Below are 23,714 nucleotides of genomic sequence, written 5' to 3'. Positions count from 1 at the left end.
GGTGGTCACCTGACTCAAGAGGGAGGCTATCTTATGCTGGCGAAACTGAACATAAGCAGTACAAAAAAGCCCCGGCAGATACCGGGGCTTGTTGTTCGGGTCAGGCCGCTTGCGGTGCTTGCTGCTGCCGGATGGCCCGTTGCTGGAACCAGAGCCAAAGACCGATGGCGAAACCCAGCACCGACAGGCTCACCACATAGTGGGAGGGGGCCAGCATGTCGCTCTTCATCCATAGGGTCACCGCCATCGGGGTGAGGCCGCCGAAGATGGCGTAGGCCACGTTGTAGGAGAATGACAGACCGGAGAAACGCACCACCGGCGGGAAGGCGTTGACCATCACGTAAGGCACGGCGCCGACAATCCCGACCGCAAAGCCTGCCAGCATGTAGAGCGGCACCAGCTGGCTCGTACCGGCCGCCAGACCGTGATAGAAGGCGTAGCTGGAGCCCGCCAGCAGCAGGGAGCCGAACATGAAGGTGAGACCGCTGCCCAGCAGGTCGATCAGTCGACCATAAACGATGCAGCCGAGGGTCAGGGCCACGATCGCCAGCGAGTTGGCGGTCAGGGCGTCCGCCGGGCTGATGCCATAGACCTTCTGCAGATAGGTCGGGGTCATCAGGATCACCACCACGATACCGGCGGAGAGCAGCCAGGTGAGCAGCATGGAGACCACCACGCTGCTCTTGTGGTTGCGCAGCACCGACTTGAGGGGCAGCTCGTCAGCCAGGGTCTTGTTGGCCTTCATCTCGGCGAAAACCGGGGTCTCGTGCAACCAGCGACGCAGGTACATGGCGACGATGCCGAAGATACCGCCCAGCAGGAAGGGAACTCGCCAGCCCCAGTCACTCACTTCGGCCGGGGTCAGGCTCTTGTTGACCGCAGTGGCGATGAGGGAGCCGAGCAGGATGCCGGCCGTCAATCCCGCCGTGAGCGTGCCGCAGGCGACCCCGACCCGACGGGCAGGAACGTGCTCGGCGACAAATACCCAGGCGCCCGGCACTTCACCGCCGATGGCGGCGCCTTGCAGGATCCGCAATCCCAGCAGGGCGATGGGGGCGCCGATGCCGAGCACCGCATAGGTGGGCAGCAGACCGATCAACAGGGTCGGCAGCGCCATCATGATGATGCTGAGGGTGAACATCCGCTTGCGACCGATGAGATCGCCAAAGTGGGCCATGATGATGCCGCCAAGCGGGCGGGCCAGATAACCGGCGGCGAAGATGCCGAAGGTCTGGAACTGGCGCAGCCACTCGGGAATGTCGGCCGGGAAGAACAGCTCGCCGATGACCACGGCGAAGAAGACGAAGATGATGAAGTCGTAAAACTCCAGCGCGCCGCCGAGGGCAGCCAGGCTCAGAGTTTTGTAATCCTGTCGATTGAGGGGGCGGGCGTGATCGTGTTGTTGTGTGGTCGTGGTCATATCCGTATGTTTCCCATCGGTTTTTTTAGTTATTGTCACCCCGGACAAGGGGTATATACAGGTGATCGAGAGTATGCTGCCTGCCTCTTGTGTGTAAATCGCGCAATTCGCAACACTGTCTTGCATCTTTTTGGGGCAATCCGAGTGCCCCGCTGGCGGAGGAATGATGGAAAAGAAACGGGTACTGCTCTCCTGGAGCAGCGGCAAGGATTGCGCATGGGCTCTGCATCAGTTGCGGCAGGATCCCGCCATCGAGGTGGTGGGGCTGTTTACCACCCTCAATCAGGCATTCGAGCGGGTGGCGATGCACGGGGTGCGCAAGCAGCTGTTGACCGAACAGGCCGCCTGCGTCGGGCTGCCCCTCATCACCATCGATCTGCCCTGGCCCTGCAGCAACGAGGATTACGCCCGCATCATGACCGGCTTTATCGCCGATGTGGTGGCACAGGGGATCCGCCATATGGCCTTTGGCGACTTGTTCCTTGAGGATGTGCGCGCCTACCGTGAAAAGCAGCTGGCAGGCACCGGCATCGAACCACTGTTCCCGCTGTGGGGCAGCAATACCCGTGAACTGGCGTCGCAGATGGTGGCCGCTGGGTTGAAGGCGCGGATCAGTGCTCTCGACCCGAACAAGCTGGATGCCAGCCTGGGGGGCCACGATTTTGACGAGGCACTGCTGGCGGCGCTGCCGGCGGGGGTCGATCCGTGCGGCGAGAACGGCGAGTTTCACACTCTGGCCTGGGATGGTCCCATGTTTCTGCGCCCGCTGGCGATCTGCACGGGGGAGACGGTGGAGCGCGATGGTTTCATCTTCACTGACTTGTTGCCTGCTGATTCCAGCACCTAGTCGAGTTTGGCCTCCTGATCGCTCTTGTCGTCGTTGTAGCGCAGCGCGATCTCGTGAAACTGCACGTGGATGTGAGCGAAGGCATCCGTGATGTCGGGATCAAAATGGTTGCCCCTTCCCGCCAAAATAATGGGCACCACCTCTGCATGGGTCATGGCTGCCTTGTAACACCGCTTGCTGATCAAGGCATCGTACACATCTGCCAGCGCCATCAGTCGGGCCGAGAGGGGAATTTCATCTCCTATCAGACCGTAGGGGTAGCCGGTGCCATCCCACTTCTCGTGGTGGTAGCAGGCGATCTCCTTGGCCAGTCTCAGAAATTCCACCTCTACCCCCAGCGCTTCCTCGGCGTGGACTATGGCCTCCTTGCCAAGGGTGGAGTGGTGTTTCATCTGGGCGAACTCATCTTCATCGAGTTTGCCAGGTTTGAGCAGGATCCGGTCCGGTACGCCGACTTTGCCGATATCGTGCAGGGGGGCCGACTTGAACAGCAGCTCTATTGTCTTGGGGGTCAGCTCGGCACGAAAGCGAGGGTGCTCGCAGAGAGTTTCCGCCAATAGCTTCACATAATGCTGGGTGCGCAGAATGTGGTTGCCGGTCTCGTTGTCCCGGGTTTCGGCCAGAGAGGCGAGGGAGTGGATGGTGATGTTCTGGATCAGCTCGTTTTCTCGGGTGCGTCGTTCCACCTCCTGCTCCAGATAGGCATTTTGGTCATGTAGCAGATCCCGTGCCGCCTTCAGCTCAAGGTGGTTTCTGACGCGGGCCAGCACGATGGCGGGGGAGATCGGCTTGTGAATATAGTCCACGGCGCCGAGAGCCAGTCCATGTGCCTCGGCGCTCTCCTCTACCTTGGCAGTCAGAAAAATCACCGGAATATGCCGTGCCTGCGGCATCTCCTGCAGTGCCTGCATCACCTGATAACCATCCATCCCGGGCATCACGACATCAAGCAGGATCAAATCTACCCGGGAGTCTGATGACAGTATCTCCAGTGCCCGCTGGCCACTGATGGCGACCTTGACCCGGTATTGTGGGCTGAGCAAGGCGCTGAGCAATGAGAGGTTTTCAGGGGTGTCATCGACCACCAGCAGGGTGGGCTTGGTATCGGGATCCAGCAGGTTGAGCATGGTGGTGCCCTCACTCTTGGTTGAACAGATCGGGCCTGAGGGCCCGGACTCGTTGCAGATGTGCAAGTGCATCCGTAAAACGGAAGCCGGTAATGGCGTCAGCCATCCTGGATGCCGTCTCTCCCAGCACTCTCGTCAGCTGCTGCTGATGCTGCTGGAACAGGGTCAGAGCTCCGGCATCATCTTCCGCCAGCAGCCGGATCAGCTGCGCCAGCAGGGGCGCCAGGTCGACTTGTTCTTGCTCCGGCAGGTCGGCTGTGGTCTGGGTGGGTAGCAGGGCCTGTAGGCCATCGCTCAGTTGCTGCTGCATCTGCAGCCCCTGTTCCGCCAGTGGAAGCAGGCTGGTGGTGTCATCCCCCCGGGAGAGTGCACTCTCCAGCCTGGCCGAGATACCCCGCAGTGGTTCGGCGCCCAGAGTGGCGGTAATCCCCTTGAGGGTATGGGCCTGACGATGGGCCTCCTCCCGGTCGTTCTTCTGCAGGGCGGCGATCAGGCTCTGCATGGGCCGGGTGCCCTGTTGGGCAAATCGTTGCAGCAGATCCTGATACCACCCCCAGTTGTACATCAGCCGTTGCAGGGCGGCTTCGGCATTGAGTCCGAGCGCTCTTAACTGAGGCTGCAATGGCTGGTGCTGTGGTGAAGGTGCGCTCTTGGGTATTGCATCGGTTTCAACGCTGAAGGCAGGGGCCCAGCACTGCAGTGCGGCATAAAGCTTGTCGGGGTCGATGGGCTTGGCGATGTGGTCATCCATACCGGCCGCCAGACAGCGTTCCCGGTCACCGGCCATGACATTGGCCGTCATGGCGAGGATCGGAGTGTGGTGCCCTTCGCTCTCTTGCTGGCGCAACTGACGGGTGGCAGTCAGTCCATCCATCACCGGCATCTGCATGTCCATCAGGATCAGGTCGTATGGTTGTTGCGCAGCCATTTCCAGAGCAATGGCACCATTGGCAGCAATGCTGACGTCGATGCCCGCCGCTCGCAGCAGTTCCATGGCCACCTGCTGATTCAGCTCGTTGTCTTCTGCCAGCAGTATACGGAGTCCCTCGAAGCGATAGTTGTGGGTAGGCTGGGTGGGCTTCAAGGCAGTCGCCGTGGTTTGCTGGCCGAACAGCCCAATGATGGTATCAAACAACACAGAGGCACAGACTGGTTTGACCAGTACCCTATCAAAGCCGGCGGCCTCTGCTTCGCGAAAAATCTCTTCCCGCCCATAACCTGTCACCATGACCCGATAAAGCCGCTTGCCAAGGCCGCGGGCGATGAGGCGGCGCCCCGTCTCTATGCCATCCAGCCCGGGCATGTGCCAATCCAGCAGCACCACCTCGTAGGCGTTACCTTCCTGCTCGGCACAGGCGATCATCTGCAGCCCTTGCTGACCCGATTCGGCGGTGTCGACCACGAAACTCATGCTGCGCAGCAGGGCAGCCAGTATGGTGCGGGCGCTGGCACTGTCGTCGACCACCAGTATGCGGCGGCCACGCAGATCCAGACTTGGCAGATAGCGTGAGCGGTATCTGCCGCGGCCGAGTCGGGCAGTAAACCAGAAAGTGCTTCCCTTGCCCGGTTCGCTCTGCACGCCGACCTCCCCTCCCATCAGTGCCGCCAGTTCGCGGGAGATGGCGAGCCCGAGGCCGGTGCCGCCGTATTTGCGGGTGGTGGAGCTGTCCGCCTGCTGGAAAGACTGGAACAGCCGTTGCTGCTGCTCCTGGCTCATGCCGATCCCCGTGTCCTGCACCGAGCAGTGCAACAGCACCTCTTGCGGTCGTTTCTCCAGACAAGTGACCTTGACCAGTATCTCCCCCTGCTCGGTGAATTTGACTGCGTTGTTGGCGTAGTTGATCAGGATCTGGCCGAGCCGCAGGGGATCGCCATAGAGCAGGGTGTCTAGCTGGTGATCGACCTCGAACAGCAGTTCTATGCCTTTGGCTTCGGCCTTCTCGCCCACCAGGGTTGCCAGATTTTCCAGCACATGGTCGAGATCGAACTCGATCTGCTCCAGATCCAGCTTGCCCGCCTCGATCTTGGAGAAGTCGAGGATATCGTTGATGATGCCGAGCAGGTGATGGGCCGAGCGCTGGATCTTGCCCAGATAATCAGCCTGCTGCGAGTCGAGGCGTGTTTGCAGGGCCAGGTGGGCCATACCCAGAATGGCGTTCATCGGGGTGCGGATTTCATGGCTCATGTTGGCGAGAAAATCGCTTTTGGCCCGGGTTGCGCTTTCTGCCAGCTCATAGGCCTGCTCCAGCTCCTGATTCTTGGTCTGCATCACGGCGAACAGCTCATCCCGGGTCGGTTCAGCGAACTGCTGCTGCATCTGCAACAGCAGAGCGTCATCGGGCCAGTGTGGCAGGTGGCATACCAGAGCGATGGCGGTGTCAGCATGAGGAACCAGCCGGATGCTGCCATGGGTTGCACCGGGTGCGTTGTGCTGCAGTGGCTCGTCGGCCGAGAGGGAGACCCACAGCTCCCGCGTATTGCTCTCCAGCCAAAGCTGGAGTTGCAGCGAGTCGATGGTTGCCGTCAGCTGGCGCACCAGCTCCGAGGTGGTACCCGCCAGCGGCGCCACGAAGGTGGGGCTCTTGTCGATGCAGGTGAGCACCTGGATCACCTTGCGTCTGGCGGTGAGGGCTGCCGTCGGGCCAGAGAGCCTGATATCACCGATCAGCTGCCGCATCTAGCGCTCCTTCTCTGGTTGTACCCGCAGCACAATACAGCTCGCATCGTCGGTGCTGCGCCCACTATGGTCTATGACTTGACGGGCCAGAATGACGGGATCAGCCCCCAGATCCAGTGCGCCGTCACGCAGGTTGAGTGACTCGCTGATGCCATCCGAATAGAGCATCAGCACATCCCCCGGCTTGATGGGCTGGCGTTGCAGCAAGGGGGTGGGGAAGCGCTCCCCCAGCACCCCATCACGGGAGATACCGCGCCAGAGGTCATGGCCGCGCAGACAGATGCGGGTGTTGCCGATGCCGGCGTAGCTCAGTTCCCCCCGTTCACTGTTGACTAGGGCTATGCCAGCGGCCGCTCCCCGGGTACCGATGCAGTGTTGGTGCAACAGCTGCAGCAGAGGTGCCGGCTCCTGTTCAGGGGTGTTTTGCAGCGCCTCTTGCAGTATCAGTGCCAGCTTGTTGGCCGAGGCGCCGTGGCCGCTGACATCGATCAGTACCAGCAAGACGCCGTCGGATGTGGGCCGGATAAAGACCAGATCGCCGGAGACCTTTTCCGGATAACAGGGTCTGTTTTCGCTAGCCCAGACCAGTGTCAGACCTGCCTGCCCCCATTGTTGGGTGGGCGTGATGAGACGTGGGACCGAGGGTACAGAAACCAGCCATTTGCGCGCCTGCACCAGGGTGCCCCCTTCCGGCGGTGTGCTGATGGTGAGCTCTGACATCATGCGCCGCACGCCGGGCAGTCCCAGTCCCAGGGTGCCGGAAGTGCTGTAGTGATCCTGCAGGGCCTGATAGACATCCGATATGCCGGGCCCTTTGTCACGGGCGATGATGTCGATGCAGGATCTCCCCTTCGGGTGATGGAGCATCAGGGTGATCTCCCCCTGCCCGGCGTATTTCAGGATATTGCTGCCAAGTTCGGAGACCACGGTGGAGAGCATGGCGCGATCCACGTCGGATAGGTTGGCGATAAATGGGAGCCGACGAACCGACATCACAGCCAGGTGCAGATCGATATCGTGGCGTAGCGGATAGCTGGCCTCCCGGGTCGCATGCTCTTGTATCATGGCGGTTTACTCCTCGCCCTGGAGGCGGCTGACATGGGCAAAAGCGTCGTCCATGTCGATGAAGCAGCGCAGTGGCCCGGGCTGTGCCTCGGCTAGCGCCAGAAATGCGGCGATCCCGGCATTGAGCCCTACCAGCAGGCAGGTGGCACCCAACAGACGGCACACCTCGGCAAGTTTGCAAACCTGTCTGAATTCATGGTGATCCAGTAGCATGACGCCGGAGAAGTCGAGCAAGACTGCATGGTGACGCCCGTGTACCAGTCGCTGGGAGAGGGCCTGCATCAGCATCTGCATGCCGTCGTCTCCGAGATCGGGGCGCATGCTGACTACTATGCAGTCGGCCATATCGGCGATGCCAAGATCGTTGTTGAGCTGCATGGTCATTGCCGCGACCTAGAGGGCTGAGCCAACCCGTTTGAGCGCTATTTCGAAGGCGTCTCTCAGGGTCGCCGTGGTACGGACGTCACCGACCGACACCCCCAGCTCCACCATGGAACGGGCAATGGCGGGGGATACTCCCGAGATGATGGCTTCACAGCCCATAAACTGGGTCGCCTTGGTGATCTTGATCAGCTGGTTGGCGACGCCAGTGTCCACGGTGGCGACTCCGGCAATATCCAGCACAAAGACCCGGGCGCGGGTTTCGGCAATCTTGGTGAGCGACTTGTTCATCACGTCGGCAGTGCGCATGGAGTCGATGATCCCAACCAGTGGCAGCAGCAGGATCCCGTCCCAGATAGGGGTGACAGGGGTCGACATCTCTTGCAGAGACTTGTGCAGCTCCTCGCGCACTCTGGCGGCCTCTTCCGCTTCCACCATCGCCTGTTTGAGCTGGCGGTGCTGCTCCACCTGCGCCGTGATGTCGGTGGCAAACTTGACGATTTTACTGGGCTTGCCGTTCAGATCCAGCACGGGGTTGTAGGAGCCCTGGATCCATACCTCCTGTCCCTGCTTGTTCAGGCGGCAGAATTCGCCAGCCAGAAACTCGCCCCGGCGCAGCGTGTCCCAGAAGGCGAGGTAATCCGCCGACTGGGCGTAGTCTGGGTCAACCAGCAGCCTGTGGTGTTGCCCTTTCAGCTCTTCCAGCTGGTAACCCACTATGTCGAGAAAGCGTGGATTGGCATCCAGTATGGTGCCCTCCAGCGAAAACTCGACCTTGCCCATGACCCGGCTCAGCGCATTGAGCTGGCCCTCGAAGCTGGCCGTGAGCTGCTTCTGCCCGGTCAGATCCATGGCGTACAGAGTCATACGAGATAGTTGTCCATTGTCATCCAGAACCGGGCTGCAGGCTCCACGGATCCAGACATCCCGTCCCGGCTTGTCCAGCAGGTGAAGCTCGTCCTCCTGCGAGGAGCCGCTGCGCAGTGCGGCCTGAAAGGTGTCATGTGTGGCGGATTGCACCTGGTCCGGGGAGAGCAGCATGCTGTAGTGCTTGCCGGAGAGCTCATCCAGCGTGTAGCCCATGAGGCTCAGAAATCGCGGGTTGGCATCAAGGATCTGCCCCTCTGGCGAGAGTTCGAGCCGTACCAGCACCTGATCGAGGGTGTCTATCCCGGCATGATGAGTGGAAGGGGCCGAACCTGTGGTATTGGAAGAGGAAGTGTGCGCGTCCATGGCATCTCCAGAGAGAGTCGTTGATTTTGATATCAATAGCGGGTGTTAAGCAGTTATAGCCCACTCTGGCTCTTCCAGCCGATATCTAGGGTCAAAAGAGGCTTGTCATATCCTGGTTGGTGGAGGCTTATCCCGGGCGGATAAAATGGGGGGCTAGCCACCAAGACCGAGACCGTGAGCCAGATCCTGCAGCAGACCATGAATATTCCGGCCGACCAGCTCAATCCGGTGATCTTCGCCGGTGATCAGCCGGGCCAGAACACCAAGGTGCAGTGGCTCAAGGATAAGCAGATGACGCTCTTCTACGGCGACGCCGATGGGGATATCAAGGCGGCGCAGGAGGTCGGCATTCGCGGCATTCGGCTGCTGCGGGCCGCCAACTCCAGCTATCGGCCACTGCCGTTGGCAGGGGCGCTGGGGGAAGAGGTGATCATCAACTCCCAGTTCTGATCCGGAGTGGATCCATGCAAAAGGGCGGGACCATTGGCACCCGCCCTTTTTGCATCCGTTATCCAGCTCGGGTCAGTCGTCTGCCCACGGCATCTCGGGCAGGCTGTCGAGGAACTCGCCGTAACGGGCCAGATTGAAGGGGCCCTGATCGGCCTCCATCGCCATCAGCTCGGCCCCGAGGGCGCAGGCGATATATTGCAGCGCCTCTTCCCGCGGGGTGCCCTTCATTACCAGCCGCATCAGGGTCGCCTTCACATGGGGCGGGTGACCGTCGTTGAGCTGGTTCTCCACCATCTCCAGCAGCGCGTCTTCATCAAAAAATTCCTGAGTGTCGTTCATGGGATATCCGCAACAGTGAATGTGGCGGCCAGTATAGCCTGAATGGGACTAACACCTTGAACAGCCAGCGAATAAACAATCCGATGGGGAGGCCATTTGTTACCCATAATTAGGAAGAGTTTGCCAAGGCAAACAGGTTGGAACACAGATAACATGGATGGACACGCCTATGCCCACGATAGATTCCCTGCTGGCCGAGCCCAAGCTACTGCCCCAGATCCCGGAAGTGATGCGCGATTTGATCCAGACCTTCAATGAAAAGGATCCGGATCTGCTGAAGATCAGCAAGTTGATCAACAAGGACCCTGTCATCTCCGCCAAGTTGCTGCGGCTGGCCAACTCGGCCAAATTCGGCAGCAGTCGTCAGATCGGCACCGTCAATGAAGCCGCGGTGCGGCTTGGACTGGCGATGGTGCGCAACATGGTGCTGGCCTGCGGGCTCACCGAATCGGTCAAGGCCGTGCCCGGCATTGATCTCAAACATTTCTGGGGCTGCGTCTTCAACGTGGCTGAACTGGCCCGCCGTCTGGCGGTGAAGAAAGGGATGAAGGGAGATGAGGTTTTTACCTGCGCTCTGCTGCACGATCTTGGCCGGCTGGTGATGCACGTGGGGCTGCCTGAAAACACTGTCCACCACATTCACGATCTGGAGCTGCACAAGGGGCGGGCCAAGGCAGAAGAGCTGGTGGTCGGCTTCAACTATGCCCAGGTCGGGGCGGCCATGGCTCGTTACTGGAAGTTTCCCGATACCATCAGCAATGCGGTGGAGTATCACTACAATCCCATGCTGGCCAAGGTATTTTCCGCCGAGGCCGGGTTGATCCATCTGGCCATTGTGCTGGCGGCCCAGTCCGATGTGGGGGAAGAGGCGCCCCCTGAGTGGCCCCACAAGGTGGCAGATGCGTTGGGGCTGAGCTGGGCCGATTGCGCTGCCCAGTTCACTGCGCTGCGCGAGCAGGGCAACGGCTATGCCGGACTGCTGGCCGCCTGAGCCCGTTTCTCCCATCTCGTCAGGGGTCGCACTGCGGCCCCTTTTGTATGAGTGATGGTGCCACAGGCTTGCCAGCCCGGGAGTGACGGGGCACTCTTTGCCCTTCACTTTCCGTTTGAGAGCCCTTGCCATGATTGCCTCCTCCCGCCTGATCCTGCGCGAAATGATCGCCACCGACGCCCCCTTCATCCTTGAGCTGCTCAATGACGGTGACTTCTATCGCTACATCGGTGATCGGGGCATTCGCACCCTCGAACAGGCGCAGGAGTATATCCAGCAGGGGCCGGCAGTCAGCTATGCCCGTCATGGTCATGGCCTCTATCTGGTGGAGCGCAAAGAGGACGGTGCCAGCCTCGGTATATGCGGTCTGATCAAGCGCGATACCCTGGAGCAGGTCGATATCGGTTACGCCTTCCTGCCGCAATATCGCGGTCAGGGCTACGCCATTGAAGCGGCGCAGGCCGCTCTTGCCGATGGCAAAAGCCGATTGGGGATCGGGCAGGTAGTTGCCATCGTCACTCCGGGTAACGAGCGATCCATCGGCCTGCTGGCCAAGCTGGGGCTGGTGCGCAGTCGACTGGTCAAATTGAGCGAAGATGCCGATGAGTGCCTGCTGCTGGAGCAGTGATCAAGGTCAGAGAGCTGAAAAGCGAATGGCGAGGTAGCTGTCAGGTTGAGTGACAAGCAAGAGCCCGGGTCTGGCGAAAGGCGTGAGAGAAGCAAAGAGGCCGCCGTGAGTTGCGGCCTGTCTGCATCGGGCGCTGCCGGAGGGCAGGCAGGATCAGTTGAGGTCTTCGATGGAGAACTCGCCAGCGATACCATCACAGGAGATGGCGAAACCGCCGCTGAAGCGGGTGCTGAACTGGATCAGAAACACATCATTGTCGTGCTCTTGCACAGGCAGGTTGATGGGCTTGCTACGACGCAGGGGCTTGTGTGTTTGTACTGCTTTCATCATGGTATTTCTCTATATAAATTAGGTGTTTGCTCCTTGTATTGGCAAATGTCAGGTCAATGGGCGCGGTCGATTGGGTGAACGACAAGCGCGCAGGAATACCCAGCCCGGTTAAAGGGCGTCTGCACTTTCAAGGAATATGCTGATGCATAAATCAAATTGGGTGGGCAGATCGGGTCTGCACCGTGAGAGCCGGGCAACGCAGGCAGACAGCCTGACGGTTCTCAAGGCGAGTAAATCAGAAGAAGGTTATGCGGGTACTGGCAGGATTCATCGTGAGGTGAAGCATTGCAGGGTAAACATAAACAGGGCTGATTAACTAGCCGACGAGCATTCTCTCCTCGAAATGAATAAAAAGCAAACAATAATTTGCCGATGTTGAAGTCAGTACGCTTTTCCTCTGTGTAATCAAGGCGCTATCAGCAGCAAATATTCGCAACTATCCGCCATAAAAAGAGGGCTCCCGACGGGAGCCCTCTCTCATTCTGCAATCAGCACAGTGGGCCGACTCAGTAGTCGCCACAGGCCTTTTTGGCAGCCGTGATCATCGGGGTGATGGTCATGCCTTGCACCACGATGGAGAACATCACCACCGAGTAGGTCATCACAAGGATGACCTCCCGCAGGTCGACGCCATGTTCCGGGATCATCATGACGCCGGAGGGGAGTGCCAGTGCCATCGCCATGGCCAGACCACCGCGCAGGCCACCCCAGGTGAGGATCCGCACCGAGAAGGTGTTGTAATTGCGGAATCGGCGGAAAGCCACATAGGGCAGCGACACGCTGATAAAGCGGGCACCCAGGCAGAGCGGCACCGCAATGACCAGCAGGATCCAGTCACGCCAGGCGAGATCCAGCAGTACCAGCGCCAGACCGATCAGCAGGAACAGCAGGGCGTTGAGGAACTGGTCCATCAACTCCCAGAAGTGATCCAAGTGATGGCTGCTCTGCTCGGAGAAGCCGGAGTGACGGGTCCAGTTGCCGATCATGATGCCGGTGACCACCATGGCCAGTGCGCCGGAGACGCCGATCATGTTGGCAAAGGCAAAACCGGCGGTCGGGATGCAGAGGGTCAGCAGCAGCTCCAATGAACCGTCATCGGTGGCGCTGATCATCACGTGGGCGATAAGGCCCAGCACGGCGCCGAACAGAATGCCGCCTAGGGCCTCGTGCAGGAACAGACCGGCCACGCTACCGAAGGTGGGCTCGACACCACCAAAGGCGACGGCAAACACGGTAGCGAAGATGACGAGGCCAACACCATCGTTGAACAGGGATTCCCCTTCGATCTGGATGGCGATCTGGGGTGGCGCCTTCATCTTCTTGACGATGGCCAGTACGGCAATCGGGTCAGTGGGGGAGATCAGCGCGCCGAACAGCATGCAGTAGACCAGCGGCAACTCCCAGCCCAGCAGCTTGGCGATAAACCAGAAGCCGTAGCCGATGAGGAAGGTGGAGAGCAGGGTGGCAATGATGGCCAGAATGGTGATCTCCCACTTCTGGCTACGCAGCGCCTTGAGGTTGATGCCAAGGCCCCCGGCGAACAGCAGGAAGCCCAGAATCCCCTTCAGCAGGAAGTTCTGGAAGTCGATGCTCTCCATGGTCTTGACGGCAAGAGGTTCCAGGTTGAACCAGCCCAGTTTGCCAAACAGCACCAGCAGTGCGGAGATCAGCATGGAGCCCGCAGTAATGGCGATGGTGGTCTGGATCTTCACAACATACTGGTTGGCAAAGGCGATAAAAATCGCCAACGCTGCCAGAAAACAGAGTGTGTAGTAGACGCTCATAGTTATTTTTTTCTCGTTGGTAGACAGCAAGCACGTATCCCTATGCAGGACGGGCATAGGTTACTCTCGGGCCCTATGTTACTCATTACCCATAAATGAGTATATGGTGGCGCATTTGGACTGATAGACGGCTAGATTTCCATTTTATTTGTTTGCTGTTAGGATGCTGTTTACGCAGTTGCATGGATGTAAGAGGAACACGCGGTGTCGAACGTAATGTCGAGCAGAGAGCCGAGCAAGCAGTCGGACGTAACAAAGAAGCTGGAAGCCTGCCTCAGGGAGCGGATCCTGATCATCGACGGGGCCATGGGCACCATGATCCAGGGCTACAAGCTGGGGGAGGCGGATTATCGGGGTGAGCGGTTTGCCGACTGGCATACCGACATCAAGGGCAACAACGATCTGCTGGTGCTGACCCGTCCGGCGGTGATCCGCGAGATCCACGAGCAGTATTGCGCTGCCGGGGCCGACATTCTCGAGACCAACACCTTCAACGCCACTCGCATCGCCATGGCCGATTACGAGATGGAAGAGTTTTCCGCCGAGATCAACCGTGAAGCCGCCCGTCTGGCCCGCGCCGTGGCCGACGAGTGGACGGCAAAAGATCCCGCCAAGCCGCGCTTCGTAGCAGGGGTGTTGGGCCCCACCAACCGCACCGCCTCCATCTCGCCGGATGTGAACGATCCCGGCAAGCGCAACGTCACCTATGACCAGCTGGTGGCCGCCTACACCGAATCGACCCACGCGCTGATCGAGGGCGGCGCCGACATCATTCTGATCGAGACCATCTTCGATACCCTCAACGCCAAGGCCGCCGCCTTCGCGGTGGAAGGGGTGTTCGAGGCGCTGGGCTTCAGCCTGCCGGTGATGATCTCCGGCACCATTACTGACGCCTCCGGTCGTACCCTCTCCGGCCAGACCACCGAAGCCTTCTATCACTCGTTGCGCCACGTCAAACCGGTCTCGTTCGGCCTCAACTGTGCGCTTGGGCCCGATGAGCTTCGCCAGTATGTGGAGGAGCTGTCGCGCATCAGCGAATCCTGCGTCAGCGCCCACCCCAACGCCGGTCTGCCCAATGCGTTCGGCGAGTACGACCTCGATGCCGTCGAGATGGCGGAGCATATCCGCGAGTGGGCCCAAAGCGGCTTCCTCAACATGGTCGGCGGTTGCTGCGGCACCACCCCGACCCATATTCGTGCCATGGCCGACGCCGTGGCGGGCATCAAGCCGCGCGTGCTGCCCGAGCTGCCGGTAGCCTGCCGCCTGTCGGGCCTCGAGCCGCTGATCATTACCCCTGAATCCATGTTCGTGAACGTAGGGGAGCGCACCAACGTCACCGGTTCGGCCAAGTTCAAGCGGCTGATCAAGGAGGGGCTCTACGACGAGGCGCTCGACGTTGCCAAGCAGCAGGTGGAGAACGGCGCCCAGATCATCGATATCAACATGGACGAGGGGATGCTGGACGCCGAAGCGGCCATGGTGCGCTTCCTGAACCTCATCGCCGGTGAGCCGGATATCGCCAGGGTGCCTGTGATGATCGACTCCTCCAAGTGGGAGGTGCTGGAAGCGGGCCTCAAGTGCGTGCAGGGCAAGCCGGTGGTCAACTCCATCTCCATGAAAGAGGGGGAGGAGAAGTTTATCCAGCAGGCCAGATTGCTGCGTCGCTACGGCGCCGCCGTCATCGTGATGGCGTTCGATGAGGTGGGTCAGGCCGACACCCGCGCCCGCAAGTTCGAGATCTGTCAGCGCGCCTACCGGATCCTGGTGGATCAGGTCGGTTTCCCGCCGGAAGACATCATCTTCGACCCCAATATCTTCGCGGTGGCGACCGGCATCGATGAGCACAACAACTACGCGGTGGACTTCATCGAGGCGGTGAAGGACATCAAGACACACCTGCCCCACGCCATGATCTCCGGCGGCGTCTCCAACGTCTCGTTTTCGTTTCGCGGCAACGAGCCGGTGCGCGAAGCCATTCACGCCGTCTTCCTCTACCACGCCATCAGGAACGGTATGGACATGGGGATCGTCAACGCCGGCCAGCTCGCCATCTATGAAGACATTCCGGCGGAGCTGAAAGAGAAGGTCGAGGCGGTGGTGCTCAACCTCAATGACAACGCCACCGAAGAGCTGCTGGCCATCGCCGAGAAGTATCGCGGTGCCGGTGCCCAGGCGGAGGATCCGCGGGATCAGGAGTGGCGCAGCTGGCCGGTGGGCAAACGGCTGGAGCACGCACTGGTCAAGGGGATCACCGACTTTATCGAAGAGGATACCGAAGAGGCGCGCGCTGGCGCGGAGAAGCCGCTGCACGTCATCGAAGGGCCGCTGATGGATGGTATGAACGTGGTCGGCGACCTGTTCGGCGCGGGCAAGATGTTTCTGCCGCAGGTGGTGAAATCGGCCCGGGTGATGAAGCGGGCGGTGGCCTATCTGCAGCCCTATATCGAGGCGGAAAAATCGGGCGGCTCCAGCAATGGCAAAATCGTGCTGGCCACCGTCAAGGGTGATGTGCACGACATCGGCAAGAACATCGTCGGGGTGGTGCTGCAGTGCAACAACTTCGAGATTGTCGACCTCGGGGTAATGGTCTCCTGCGAGACCATTCTCAAGACTGCGCGTGAGGTCGGCGCCGATATCATCGGGTTGTCGGGTCTCATCACCCCGTCCCTGGACGAGATGGTGCACGTGGCCAAAGAGATGGAGCGTCAGGGCTTCAAGCTGCCGCTGCTGATCGGCGGTGCCACCACCTCCAAGGCCCACACTGCGGTGAAGATCGAGCAGAACTACTCGGAGCCTGTGGTCTATGTCTCCAACGCCTCCCGCGCGGTGGGGGTGGCCCAGAGCCTGCTCAGCCCGGATCTGAAGGAGGCGTTTGTCGCCCGCATCGACAAGGAGTACGAGATCGCCCGGGATCAGCATGCCCGCAAGCAGCCGCGCTCCCGCCCGGTCAGTCTGGCCCATGCCCGCGCCAACCGGCACCAGCTGGACTGGGTTGGCTACCAGCCGCCGAAGCCCCACGAGCTCGGGGTGCAGAAGTTCGAAGATGTGGCCATTTCGGTGTTGCGCCCCTACATCGACTGGACGCCGTTCTTCCTCAGCTGGGAGCTGGCGGGCAAATTCCCGCGCATCCTCGAGGACGAGATCATTGGCGAGGAGGCGACCAAGCTGTTTGCCGACGCCAACGCCATGCTGGATCAACTGGAAAAGGATCAGAGCGTGCGCTGCGCCGGGGTGGTCGGCCTGTTCCCGGCCAACGCGGTAGGGGACAGCATCGAGGTCTACAGCGACGAGTCCCGCACCGAGGTCATCAAGGTGCTGCACCACCTGCGCCAGCAGAGCGAGAAGCAGGGCTTCCCCAACTACTGTCTGGCGGACTATGTGGCGCCGAAAGAGAGCGGCAAACCGGACTGGATCGGCGCCTTCGCGGTGACCGGTGGCATCGGTGAGGAGGCCATCGCCAAGGCCTACAAGGCGCAGCACGATGACTACAACGCCATCCTCATTCAGGCGGTGTGCGACCGTCTCGCCGAAGCCTTTGCCGAGTATCTGCACGAGCAGGTGCGCAAGGTACATTGGGGTTATGCTCCCGACGAGGCCCTCAGCAACGAGGAGTTGATCCGCGAGAACTATCAGGGTATCCGCCCGGCCCCCGGTTATCCGGCCTGCCCGGAGCACACCGAGAAGGGGAGCATCTGGGAGCTGCTGGAGGTGGAGCAGGCCATCGGCATGCAGCTCACCGAATCCTACGCCATGTGGCCGGGGGCGGCGGTATCGGGCTGGTACTTCTCCCACCCCGAGAGCAAATACTTCGCGGTGGCGCAGATCCAGCACGATCAGGTGGAAGATTACGCCGCCCGCAAGGGTATGACGCTGGCCGAGGCCGAGCGCTGGTTGGGGCCAAACCTGAACTGACTCCCGCGTGACATCGGTTGATCTTTAACGAGAAACGGCGGCATCCTTGCACGGGTTGAACAACCTGCGCAGAGCCGCCGTTTAACCTGTTGGTCACAGTGATGTGGTAGCGTGCGGTTTGGTGTGGTTTGTCTTGTTGTCAGGATAAACAATTGGCGTTGTCTTGGCGCTGTGGCGCCTTATACTCTCCCGCCCCATCCTGCCCAGGCACAGCCTTCTAGCGGAATTGTCATGAAGATCGCCATTTTATCCCGTGAGCCGAAAAACTACTCCACCCGCCGTCTGGTCGAGGTGGCGCAGGCGCGCGGTCATCAGGTAGAGGTGCTCGACACCCTGCGCTGCTATATGAATATCGCTTCCCACAACCCCTCCATTCACTACGAGGGTGGGGAGCTGGGAAGTTATGACGCCGTGATCCCGCGGATCGGGGCCAGCATTACCGCCTACGGCACCGCCGTGCTGCGCCAGTTCGAGATGATGAACACCATGGCCCTCAACAGCTCGGTGGCTATCAGTCGTTCCCGCGACAAGCTGCGGGCGATGCAACTGCTCTCCCGCCATGGCATCGGCCTGCCCATCACCGGCTATGCCCACAGCACCCACGACGTGCCCGACCTCATCACCATGGTGGGCGGGGCGCCGCTGGTGGTGAAGCTGCTGGAGGGAACCCAGGGGATTGGCGTGGTGCTGTGCGAGACCCAGAAAGCCGCCGAGAGCGTGATCGAGGCCTTTATCCAGACCAACAACAACATTCTGGTGCAGGAGTATATCCGCGAGGCCAATGGCGCCGATATCCGCTGTCTGGTGGTCAACGGCAAGGTGGTTGCCGCCATGCGCCGCCAAGCCCAGCCGGGGGAGTTTCGCTCCAACCTGCACCGTGGCGGCACCGCCGAGGCGATCAAGATCACCCCGGAAGAGCGCGCCACCGCGGTGCAGGCCGCCAAGATCATGGGACTGGATGTGGCGGGGGTGGATATCCTGCGCAGCGCCCGTGGCCCGCTGGTGCTGGAGGTCAACTCTTCCCCCGGCCTGCAAGGGGTGGAAGCCGCCTCGGGCAAGGATGTGGCCGGCAAGATCATCGAGTTCCTCGAACTCAAGGCGAGCCGCAAGAACAAACCGGCGGAGTGAGCCGCGGGCTTGCATCCGTCAGATAGAAACAGGGCGCCCTCGGGCGCCTTGTTGCTATCTGGCTGGTGGGTTGGCGGTGCCACTGCGCCCTCACCCTAACCCTCTCCCAAAGGGAGAGGGAACTCTCCGGCGGCGATCATCGCCAGCCGGGCGCTGAAAATTCCGTCCTTCAGCCGGGTATCGATCTGCCAGCCCAGCTTCTCGCAGATGCGCTGAATGATGGTGAGGCCACAGCCGTAGCCGAGGATCTGATCCGGCGCCGCCGCCGTCGGGTTGCTGATGGTGAGCACCGGGCCACACAGCTCGATGTCGATATGTCCCTCGGCATAGCTCAGGGCATTTTTCAGCAGGTTGCCGAGGGCGATGGCGAGCAGGGAGAGGGGGGCGTTGACTTCGCTGCTCTCGTCCAGATTAAGCCGGATATCGAGGGCCTCCCGCTGCAACAGCGGAGCGAGGCGGGCCAGCTCCTGACGGATCAGCGGGGTGACCTGTTGCAGCGGTCGCTCCACTGCCTCCTTGCGGCCCAGCAGCAGGAAGGTCTCGGTGAGCAGCGCCATCTCGTCGGCGGCGGCGCGGATGCGGATGGTGGCGCGGGCGGCCGGTGCGGGCAAGTCCGTCACCTTGCCGAGCAGGGCCGCCGAGCCCTGGATCACCATGTTGGGGGTGCGCAGCTCGTGGCTGGCGAAGCGGCTGAACTCCTGCTCGCGGGCGAACACTGCGCTCACCTCCTGCTTGCCGGCCAGCAGCGCCAGCTCGATATCCCGCAGCTCCTGCCAGGGGGCGTCGGGTTCGAAATCCGCCTGATCCGGGGTGAGGTGGGCGACCCTCTGTTGCAGCCGTTGCAGCGGCCCCGTGATATGGCGCACCAGCCAGATGCCGAAGCCGAGGCAGGCGAGCAGCAGCGCCAGCCCGATCAGTCGGGTGGCCAGATGCAGCTTGTCTTCGTAGGGGTCGAGGTAGTCGTCGGCGTCGTCGTTGAAGACCAGATAGAGCAGTCCCTCGCCGGAGGGGTGACGGGCCACCAGAAAGTGTTTGTCCTCTTTGCCCAGTTGGTGCTCGAAAAAGCCGGGGGTCTGGTAGGGCTTCAGCCACTTCGGCAGGCGGCCCGCCTCGGTCCAGTAGCTGGAGAACTGTCTGGGGCTCGGGGCAGCCGCAGCCGGGCCGAGTCGCAGCCAGTCATCGCTGTAGCGGGTCACTTCGGCTTCCAGCCAGTGGCGCAGGCTCAGCTCCTCCATCTTGTCCTCGGCCACCAGCATCAAGCCGGAGAGCAGGATCAGCAGCACCACCCCGGCGCCGCCGAGCGCCATGATCAGGCGGCGGCGCAGGCTCGGCAGGCTCATGCGCTCACCAGTCGATAGCCCTGACCGTGCAGGGTCTCCAGCATGGGAGTGGGGAAGGGTTTGTCGAGCGCGTTGCGCAGGGCGTAGATATGGCTGCGCAGGGCATCGGAGTCGGGCTCCTCATCCCCCCAGACGGTGTCGAGTACCTCCTGACGGCTGACGATGGCGGGGGCGCGGCGGGCCAGCAGGGCGAGGATTTGGAACGGGATCTTGCCGAGCTTGAGGGGCTCACCGGCGCGGGTGGCGCGGCCGCTGGCGACATCGACCGTCAGATCGCCAAAGCTGATGGCCCCCACATCGCCGCGCGGGCCACGCAGGCTCAGAGCTTGCAGTCGCACCTCCAGCTCCTCCATGGCGAAGGGCTTGACCAGATAGTCATCCCCTCCCGCCTTGAAGCCCGCCAGCTTGTCTTCCAGGCTGTCGCGGGCGGTGAGAAACAGCACGGGAGTGGCAATCCCCTGCTCGCGCAGGCGCGCCACTGTGCTGAGGCCATCGAGGCGCGGCATCATCACATCCATGATGATGACGTCGAAACGCTGCTCCTCCAGCAGTTGCAGCGCCGCCTGACCGTGATAGGCACAATCGAGGCGGTGACCGGCCAGCTCCAGATAATCCATGATGGTTTCCGCCACCTGAGGATTGTCTTCCACTACCAAAATCTTCATGCTTTGCTCTCCTGGTTGGTGAGCGTTTCACGCTCTTTTCACACCGGATTCGGCATCCTGTTTGCCAGTGTAACCCCGAGGATCCCTGATGAAGAAGTCTCTCTGCGCCCTCCTGCTGTTGATCTTGTTGCCACTTGGCACCGCACAGGCGACCGAATTCAAACTGACCGGCCGCACCACCTGGCAGCTTGGCCAGTTGATGGTCAACGGCATGCCGTTCGTGATCGACGACCAGACCCGCTTCAAGGATTGGCTCAACGAGGATGATCTCGGCGGTACCTGGGTCGAGATGAAGGGGGTGGTGGAGAACGGCGTGCGCTATGTGCGCAAGGTCGAAGCCCTCGACGAAGATGACAAGGACGAGATGGATCTGGAGGGGCCGGTCGAAGGGGAGCGGATCTGGGGCTACACCACCTCGGACAACAGTCTGGTGCCGTTTGAAGGGCGCTGGCTGGAGCTGGAGTGCAAGTTTGACGGCATGCGCCTGAGCCGCTGCCGCGAGGATGACTGATCCGATCTCTGCGTTCCGATTAGAAATGCTCCCGAATGAAGCCCATGCTTGTCCAGCATGGGCTTTTTGTTCAGGGACGAACGAAGATGGAACAATCGAGAAAGTGGTGTGCATGGATGCTGGGTGTGCCGCTCTGGGCGGCGCAGGCGGGAGCCGACGAATTATGGCTGGTGGAGCTGGAGCACAGCGATGGCATCCGCCTGCAATTTCAGGGGGCCGAGGTGGAGCAGGGCAGTGCCGCCATCTGGCGGCAGGGGGAGATTTGGCCGCAGCCACTCAAACCCGGCGACCAGCTCGCTCTGCTGGTCGCCGATGGCGTTGCCACCCGGATTGAGCTGCTGGCCGCCAGAGCCCCGCTGGCCAATCAGCCCTGGCTGCGGGCGCAAGATCGCCTGCAATCCTTCGATGACCGGCAGCTCACGCTGGCCACCCTGGGCACTGTGCGACTCAATCCGCAGGTGCGCTGGGTCAACGGCTCGGCCGCCGATCTGCATGCCGGGAGCGAGCTGGTATTGATCCGTTCGGCGGATGGAATATTGCAGGGAATTGAAGTGGTCAATCCGGAAGAGTAATTCAGCATCTTCTTATTTAATATGGTTTCACCATATTGTGGCAGGCACTAAATAATGCCTGTCACAATATTTATGATTTATTCCTCAATAAAGTCATCACTCTAATTATTTTCTTATACCGCCATTATTTTGTTTGTCATGGATGTTTTTTGGTGGTTTATTTTATTTGTGTCAGGTTTTGTCGGAGTTCATCCCTGTCAAATGAAAAAGGATATTTCTACACAATAACAATTATCGCATGTCTGAAAGAGGGATAAATGATGAATAGAATAATTACCGCCAATCTGGCGTTTTTGGCGTCTTCATTGATGCTCGCTCAGGTGCAGGCGGCTGAACCTGTCTACCCTGATCAGGTCAAGTGGGCGGGTCTTGGCACGGGCGTCTGTGCCAGTGGTTACCGTCCTCTGACCCGCGATGAAGCCATGAGTATCAAGGGTAATCTGGTCAGCCGCATGGGGCAGTGGCAGATCACCGGGCTGGCGGATCGCTGGGTGATTATGGGGCCTGGATATAATGGCGAAATCAAACAGGGCACTGCCGGAGAAACCTGGTGTTATCCCAACTCACCGGTTTCCGGAGAAATACCAACACTCTCTGTCTGGAATATTCCGGCGGGTGATGAGGTCGATGTACAATGGCGTCTTGTCCACGACAATGATTATTTTATCAAGCCGGTCAGTTATCTCGCCCATTATTTGGGATACGCCTGGGTGGGTGGAAATCATAGCCCCTATGTCGGGGAAGATATGGATGTTACCCGGGTTGGCGATGGCTGGTTGATAAAGGGAAATAATGACGGCGGTTGCTCCGGATATCGTTGCGGGGAGAAGAGCTCCATCAAGGTAAGCAACTTCTCATATACCCTGGAACCCGACTCCTTCAGCCATGGTCAGGTCACCGAGAGCGGCAAGCAGCTGGTCAAGACCATCACGGCCAATGCGACCAACTACACCGACCTGCCCCAGCAGGTGGTGGTGACCCTGAAGTACGACAAGGCCACCAACTGGTCGAAGACCGACACCTACAGCCTGAGCGAGAAGGTGACCACCAAGAACAAGTTTCAGTGGCCGTTGGTGGGGGAAACCGAACTGGCCATCGAGATCGCTGCGAGCCAGAGCTGGGCTTCCCAGAAAGGGGGCTCAACGACCGAGACCGTCTCGGTTGAAGCGCGCCCCACGGTGCCGCCTCACTCCAGCCTGCCGGTGCGGGTTGCCCTCTACAAGTCCAACATCTCCTACCCCTACGAGTTTAAGGCCGAGGTCAATTATGACCTGACCATGAAGGGCTTCCTGCGTTGGGGCGGCAATGCCTGGTATACCCATCCTGAGAATCGCCCCACCTGGGAGCACACTTTTGCCGTCGGCCCGTTCCGCGACAAGGCGAGCAGCATCCGCTACCAGTGGGACAAGCGTTATATCCCGGGTGAAGTGAAGTGGTGGGACTGGAACTGGACCATCAGCGAGTATGGTTTGTCGACCATGCAGAATAACCTGGGTCGTGTGCTGCGCCCGATCCGTTCGGCGGTGACCGGTGACTTCTATGCCGAGAGCCAGTTTGCTGGCGATATCGAAATCGGTCAGCCCCAGACCCGTTCAGCGGCCTCTGCCCAGTTGCGTAACGCCTCTGCTGAAGGTGTGGCTCTGACCGGTGTGGATCTGGACAGCGAGGCCCTTGCCAACGAAGGGTTTGGCAACGTATCCCTGACCATAGTGCCGGTTCAATAACCTCCCTCACAGGCCCCTTTCACAGGGGCCTGTTTCTGTTCTGCGCAAGACGATGCACTTGCCCTGCGCCCCTCGATTTTCCCTCTTTTTCTCCTCTTGTCCCTGAATGATCACAACAGGAAGCTATGGCGTGCCAAGTTGATGCCAACGCAGGTTTGACCTCTGTTTGGGGTGGTCCCGTGAGCGAGGTATTGTTCACTCATTTGTTGCAAGAGTGGTGTTGGCCAGATTGTTAACGGCTTGTGCTTTAGATTTTCCCCCTTATACTGGCGCCATCTTGTCGGAGTGCTGACCGTCGAACGACGCGAAGCTGAGACCGTTAATTCGGGATCCGTGGAACCTGATCAGGTTAAAACCTGCGAAGGGAACAAGGGTAACTTGCGGGTTACCGCGCCGGAGGAGGAACAAGCCTCTTCCGCTCATCAAAGGGCTCACCCTTGATGGGTCAGGGCGCACAGGAGGGAGTCTGTCCCGTCCGGTTGTCCAGCACGTGGGGCGCCTTGCCCACTGCATGCAGAGAGCGGGAAGGGGCAGTACAGCAGCGCGGAGATCTATTCCGCACGGACTCCCTCCCGAGATAAACACCCCGC

20 protein-coding genes and 1 riboswitch are annotated in these 23,714 nt (G+C 60.4%); of the genes, 9 read left to right on the top strand and 11 right to left on the bottom strand.

The window, feature by feature from the left end:
- Positions 1 to 100: 100 nt before the first annotated feature.
- Positions 101 to 1,420: an MFS transporter gene (locus tag G5168_RS05000; protein ID WP_019446502.1), complete on the bottom strand. Its 1,320-nt coding sequence runs from the start codon at positions 1,418 to 1,420 to the stop codon at positions 101 to 103.
- 166 nt (positions 1,421 to 1,586) lie between these two features.
- Here G5168_RS05000 and G5168_RS04995 point away from each other — a divergent pair, with 166 nt between their 5' ends.
- Positions 1,587 to 2,267, top strand: coding sequence for an adenine nucleotide alpha hydrolase (locus G5168_RS04995; protein ID WP_216954501.1), 681 nt, complete (start codon positions 1,587 to 1,589; stop codon positions 2,265 to 2,267).
- Here the strand turns inward: G5168_RS04995 and G5168_RS04990 are convergent.
- Genes G5168_RS04990 through G5168_RS04970 form a run of 5 tightly spaced genes read right to left on the bottom strand, consistent with a single transcriptional unit; the run spans position 2,264 to position 8,750 of the window.
- On the bottom strand, positions 2,264 to 3,466 hold the full coding sequence (locus G5168_RS04990) for an HD-GYP domain-containing protein (protein ID WP_216952761.1): 1,203 nt from the start codon (positions 3,464 to 3,466) through the stop codon (positions 2,264 to 2,266). The genes G5168_RS04995 and G5168_RS04990 overlap by 4 nt on opposite strands.
- Positions 3,405 to 6,071: a response regulator gene (locus G5168_RS04985; RefSeq protein ID WP_216952762.1), complete on the bottom strand. Its 2,667-nt coding sequence runs from the start codon at positions 6,069 to 6,071 to the stop codon at positions 3,405 to 3,407. The genes G5168_RS04990 and G5168_RS04985 overlap by 62 nt, the downstream gene beginning before the upstream one ends.
- Entirely contained in the window at positions 6,072 to 7,136 is a 1,065-nt protein-coding gene (locus tag G5168_RS04980; RefSeq protein ID WP_421231355.1) for a SpoIIE family protein phosphatase, read from the bottom strand.
- A gap of 6 nt (positions 7,137 to 7,142) precedes the next feature.
- A complete protein-coding gene (locus G5168_RS04975) occupies positions 7,143 to 7,514 on the bottom strand; it encodes an anti-anti-sigma factor (RefSeq protein WP_216954502.1) in 372 nt (123 codons plus the stop codon).
- Between the two features lie 15 nt (positions 7,515 to 7,529).
- Positions 7,530 to 8,750 carry a PAS domain-containing protein gene (locus tag G5168_RS04970; RefSeq protein ID WP_421251910.1) on the bottom strand — a complete coding sequence of 407 codons (1,221 nt, stop codon included), beginning with the start codon at positions 8,748 to 8,750 and terminating at the stop codon, positions 7,530 to 7,532.
- Between the two features lie 174 nt (positions 8,751 to 8,924).
- On the opposite strand from G5168_RS04970, the gene G5168_RS04965 reads away from it, so the two are divergent.
- On the top strand, positions 8,925 to 9,200 hold the full coding sequence (locus tag G5168_RS04965; RefSeq protein ID WP_321537281.1) for an HAD family acid phosphatase: 276 nt from the start codon (positions 8,925 to 8,927) through the stop codon (positions 9,198 to 9,200).
- A gap of 72 nt (positions 9,201 to 9,272) precedes the next feature.
- On the opposite strand, the gene G5168_RS04960 is transcribed toward G5168_RS04965, so the two are convergent.
- Complete coding sequence (locus G5168_RS04960) at positions 9,273 to 9,539, bottom strand: hypothetical protein (protein ID WP_106844155.1); 267 nt, start codon at positions 9,537 to 9,539, stop codon at positions 9,273 to 9,275.
- Positions 9,540 to 9,708: 169 nt separating this feature from the next.
- Here G5168_RS04960 and G5168_RS04955 point away from each other — a divergent pair, with 169 nt between their 5' ends.
- The gene (locus tag G5168_RS04955; RefSeq protein WP_201937502.1) at positions 9,709 to 10,530 is read left to right on the top strand and encodes an HDOD domain-containing protein; all 822 of its coding nucleotides are present in this window, start codon (positions 9,709 to 9,711) and stop codon (positions 10,528 to 10,530) included.
- 130 nt (positions 10,531 to 10,660) lie between these two features.
- Positions 10,661 to 11,158 carry a GNAT family N-acetyltransferase gene (locus tag G5168_RS04950; protein ID WP_227341506.1) on the top strand — a complete coding sequence of 166 codons (498 nt, stop codon included), beginning with the start codon at positions 10,661 to 10,663 and terminating at the stop codon, positions 11,156 to 11,158.
- A 153-nt stretch (positions 11,159 to 11,311) separates the two neighbouring features.
- Here the strand turns inward: G5168_RS04950 and G5168_RS04945 are convergent, their stop codons facing one another.
- Together G5168_RS04945 and G5168_RS04940 are read right to left on the bottom strand one after the other, a co-directional pair.
- Positions 11,312 to 11,488 (bottom strand): hypothetical protein, encoded by a 177-nt coding sequence (locus G5168_RS04945; protein WP_421251909.1) that lies wholly within the window; start codon positions 11,486 to 11,488, stop codon positions 11,312 to 11,314.
- A 506-nt stretch (positions 11,489 to 11,994) separates the two neighbouring features.
- The gene (locus tag G5168_RS04940; RefSeq protein ID WP_019446508.1) at positions 11,995 to 13,272 is read right to left on the bottom strand and encodes a cation:proton antiporter; all 1,278 of its coding nucleotides are present in this window, start codon (positions 13,270 to 13,272) and stop codon (positions 11,995 to 11,997) included.
- Positions 13,273 to 13,488: 216 nt separating this feature from the next.
- Between G5168_RS04940 and metH the strand changes: the two genes are divergently transcribed.
- Both metH and rimK read left to right on the top strand, forming a co-directional pair.
- Entirely contained in the window at positions 13,489 to 17,184 is a 3,696-nt protein-coding gene (metH, locus tag G5168_RS04935; RefSeq protein WP_216954503.1) for a methionine synthase, read from the top strand.
- 231 nt (positions 17,185 to 17,415) lie between these two features.
- Positions 17,416 to 18,312 carry a 30S ribosomal protein S6--L-glutamate ligase gene (gene rimK, locus G5168_RS04930; protein ID WP_005340088.1) on the top strand — a complete coding sequence of 299 codons (897 nt, stop codon included), beginning with the start codon at positions 17,416 to 17,418 and terminating at the stop codon, positions 18,310 to 18,312.
- A gap of 95 nt (positions 18,313 to 18,407) precedes the next feature.
- On the opposite strand, the gene G5168_RS04925 is transcribed toward rimK, so the two are convergent.
- Positions 18,408 to 19,652: a sensor histidine kinase gene (locus G5168_RS04925; protein WP_216952774.1), complete on the bottom strand. Its 1,245-nt coding sequence runs from the start codon at positions 19,650 to 19,652 to the stop codon at positions 18,408 to 18,410.
- Positions 19,649 to 20,317, bottom strand: a complete 669-nt coding sequence (locus G5168_RS04920; protein ID WP_019446511.1) for a response regulator transcription factor — start codon at positions 20,315 to 20,317, stop codon at positions 19,649 to 19,651. Before G5168_RS04920 ends, G5168_RS04925 begins: the two co-directional genes overlap by 4 nt.
- A gap of 88 nt (positions 20,318 to 20,405) precedes the next feature.
- Here G5168_RS04920 and G5168_RS04915 point away from each other — a divergent pair, with 88 nt between their 5' ends.
- The 3 genes from G5168_RS04915 to aerA all read left to right on the top strand — a co-directional run bounded on the left by G5168_RS04915 (position 20,406) and on the right by aerA (position 23,124).
- On the top strand, positions 20,406 to 20,828 hold the full coding sequence (locus G5168_RS04915) for a hypothetical protein (RefSeq protein WP_216952775.1): 423 nt from the start codon (positions 20,406 to 20,408) through the stop codon (positions 20,826 to 20,828).
- 86 nt (positions 20,829 to 20,914) lie between these two features.
- Positions 20,915 to 21,400, top strand: coding sequence for a hypothetical protein (locus G5168_RS04910; RefSeq protein WP_216952776.1), 486 nt, complete (start codon positions 20,915 to 20,917; stop codon positions 21,398 to 21,400).
- 260 nt (positions 21,401 to 21,660) lie between these two features.
- Complete coding sequence (gene aerA / locus G5168_RS04905) at positions 21,661 to 23,124, top strand: aerolysin AerA (protein ID WP_421251978.1); 1,464 nt, start codon at positions 21,661 to 21,663, stop codon at positions 23,122 to 23,124.
- A 271-nt stretch (positions 23,125 to 23,395) separates the two neighbouring features.
- Positions 23,396 to 23,508, top strand: a riboswitch (TPP riboswitch).
- Positions 23,509 to 23,714: the final 206 nt, after the last annotated feature.

This window comes from Aeromonas sp. 600724, assembly GCF_049175135.1.
Taxonomy (GTDB): Bacteria; Pseudomonadota; Gammaproteobacteria; order Enterobacterales; family Aeromonadaceae; genus Aeromonas; species Aeromonas veronii_A.
Note: the sequence above shows the minus strand (reverse complement) of the source record. Positions and strands in the feature narration are given on the sequence as shown.

Excerpts from the sequence above, each read along its gene's own strand:
- G5168_RS05000 (WP_019446502.1), bottom strand. The coding sequence starts at position 1,420 with ATGACCACGACCACACAACAACACGATCACGCCCGCCCCCTCAATCGA.
- G5168_RS04995 (WP_216954501.1), top strand. The coding sequence starts at position 1,587 with ATGGAAAAGAAACGGGTACTGCTCTCCTGGAGCAGCGGCAAGGATTGC.
- G5168_RS04990 (WP_216952761.1), bottom strand. The coding sequence starts at position 3,466 with ATGCACTTGCACATCTGCAACGAGTCCGGGCCCTCAGGCCCGATCTGT.
- G5168_RS04985 (WP_216952762.1), bottom strand. The coding sequence starts at position 6,071 with ATGCGGCAGCTGATCGGTGATATCAGGCTCTCTGGCCCGACGGCAGCC.
- G5168_RS04980 (WP_421231355.1), bottom strand. The coding sequence starts at position 7,136 with ATGATACAAGAGCATGCGACCCGGGAGGCCAGCTATCCGCTACGCCAC.
- G5168_RS04975 (WP_216954502.1), bottom strand. The coding sequence starts at position 7,514 with ATGCAGCTCAACAACGATCTTGGCATCGCCGATATGGCCGACTGCATA.
- G5168_RS04970 (WP_421251910.1), bottom strand. The coding sequence starts at position 8,750 with ATGGACGCGCACACTTCCTCTTCCAATACCACAGGTTCGGCCCCTTCC.
- G5168_RS04960 (WP_106844155.1), bottom strand. The coding sequence starts at position 9,539 with ATGAACGACACTCAGGAATTTTTTGATGAAGACGCGCTGCTGGAGATG.
- G5168_RS04955 (WP_201937502.1), top strand. The coding sequence starts at position 9,709 with ATGCCCACGATAGATTCCCTGCTGGCCGAGCCCAAGCTACTGCCCCAG.
- G5168_RS04950 (WP_227341506.1), top strand. The coding sequence starts at position 10,661 with ATGATTGCCTCCTCCCGCCTGATCCTGCGCGAAATGATCGCCACCGAC.
- G5168_RS04945 (WP_421251909.1), bottom strand. The coding sequence starts at position 11,488 with ATGATGAAAGCAGTACAAACACACAAGCCCCTGCGTCGTAGCAAGCCC.
- G5168_RS04940 (WP_019446508.1), bottom strand. The coding sequence starts at position 13,272 with ATGAGCGTCTACTACACACTCTGTTTTCTGGCAGCGTTGGCGATTTTT.
- metH (WP_216954503.1), top strand. The coding sequence starts at position 13,489 with ATGTCGAGCAGAGAGCCGAGCAAGCAGTCGGACGTAACAAAGAAGCTG.
- rimK (WP_005340088.1), top strand. The coding sequence starts at position 17,416 with ATGAAGATCGCCATTTTATCCCGTGAGCCGAAAAACTACTCCACCCGC.
- G5168_RS04925 (WP_216952774.1), bottom strand. The coding sequence starts at position 19,652 with ATGAGCCTGCCGAGCCTGCGCCGCCGCCTGATCATGGCGCTCGGCGGC.
- G5168_RS04920 (WP_019446511.1), bottom strand. The coding sequence starts at position 20,317 with ATGAAGATTTTGGTAGTGGAAGACAATCCTCAGGTGGCGGAAACCATC.
- G5168_RS04915 (WP_216952775.1), top strand. The coding sequence starts at position 20,406 with ATGAAGAAGTCTCTCTGCGCCCTCCTGCTGTTGATCTTGTTGCCACTT.
- G5168_RS04910 (WP_216952776.1), top strand. The coding sequence starts at position 20,915 with ATGGAACAATCGAGAAAGTGGTGTGCATGGATGCTGGGTGTGCCGCTC.
- aerA (WP_421251978.1), top strand. The coding sequence starts at position 21,661 with ATGAATAGAATAATTACCGCCAATCTGGCGTTTTTGGCGTCTTCATTG.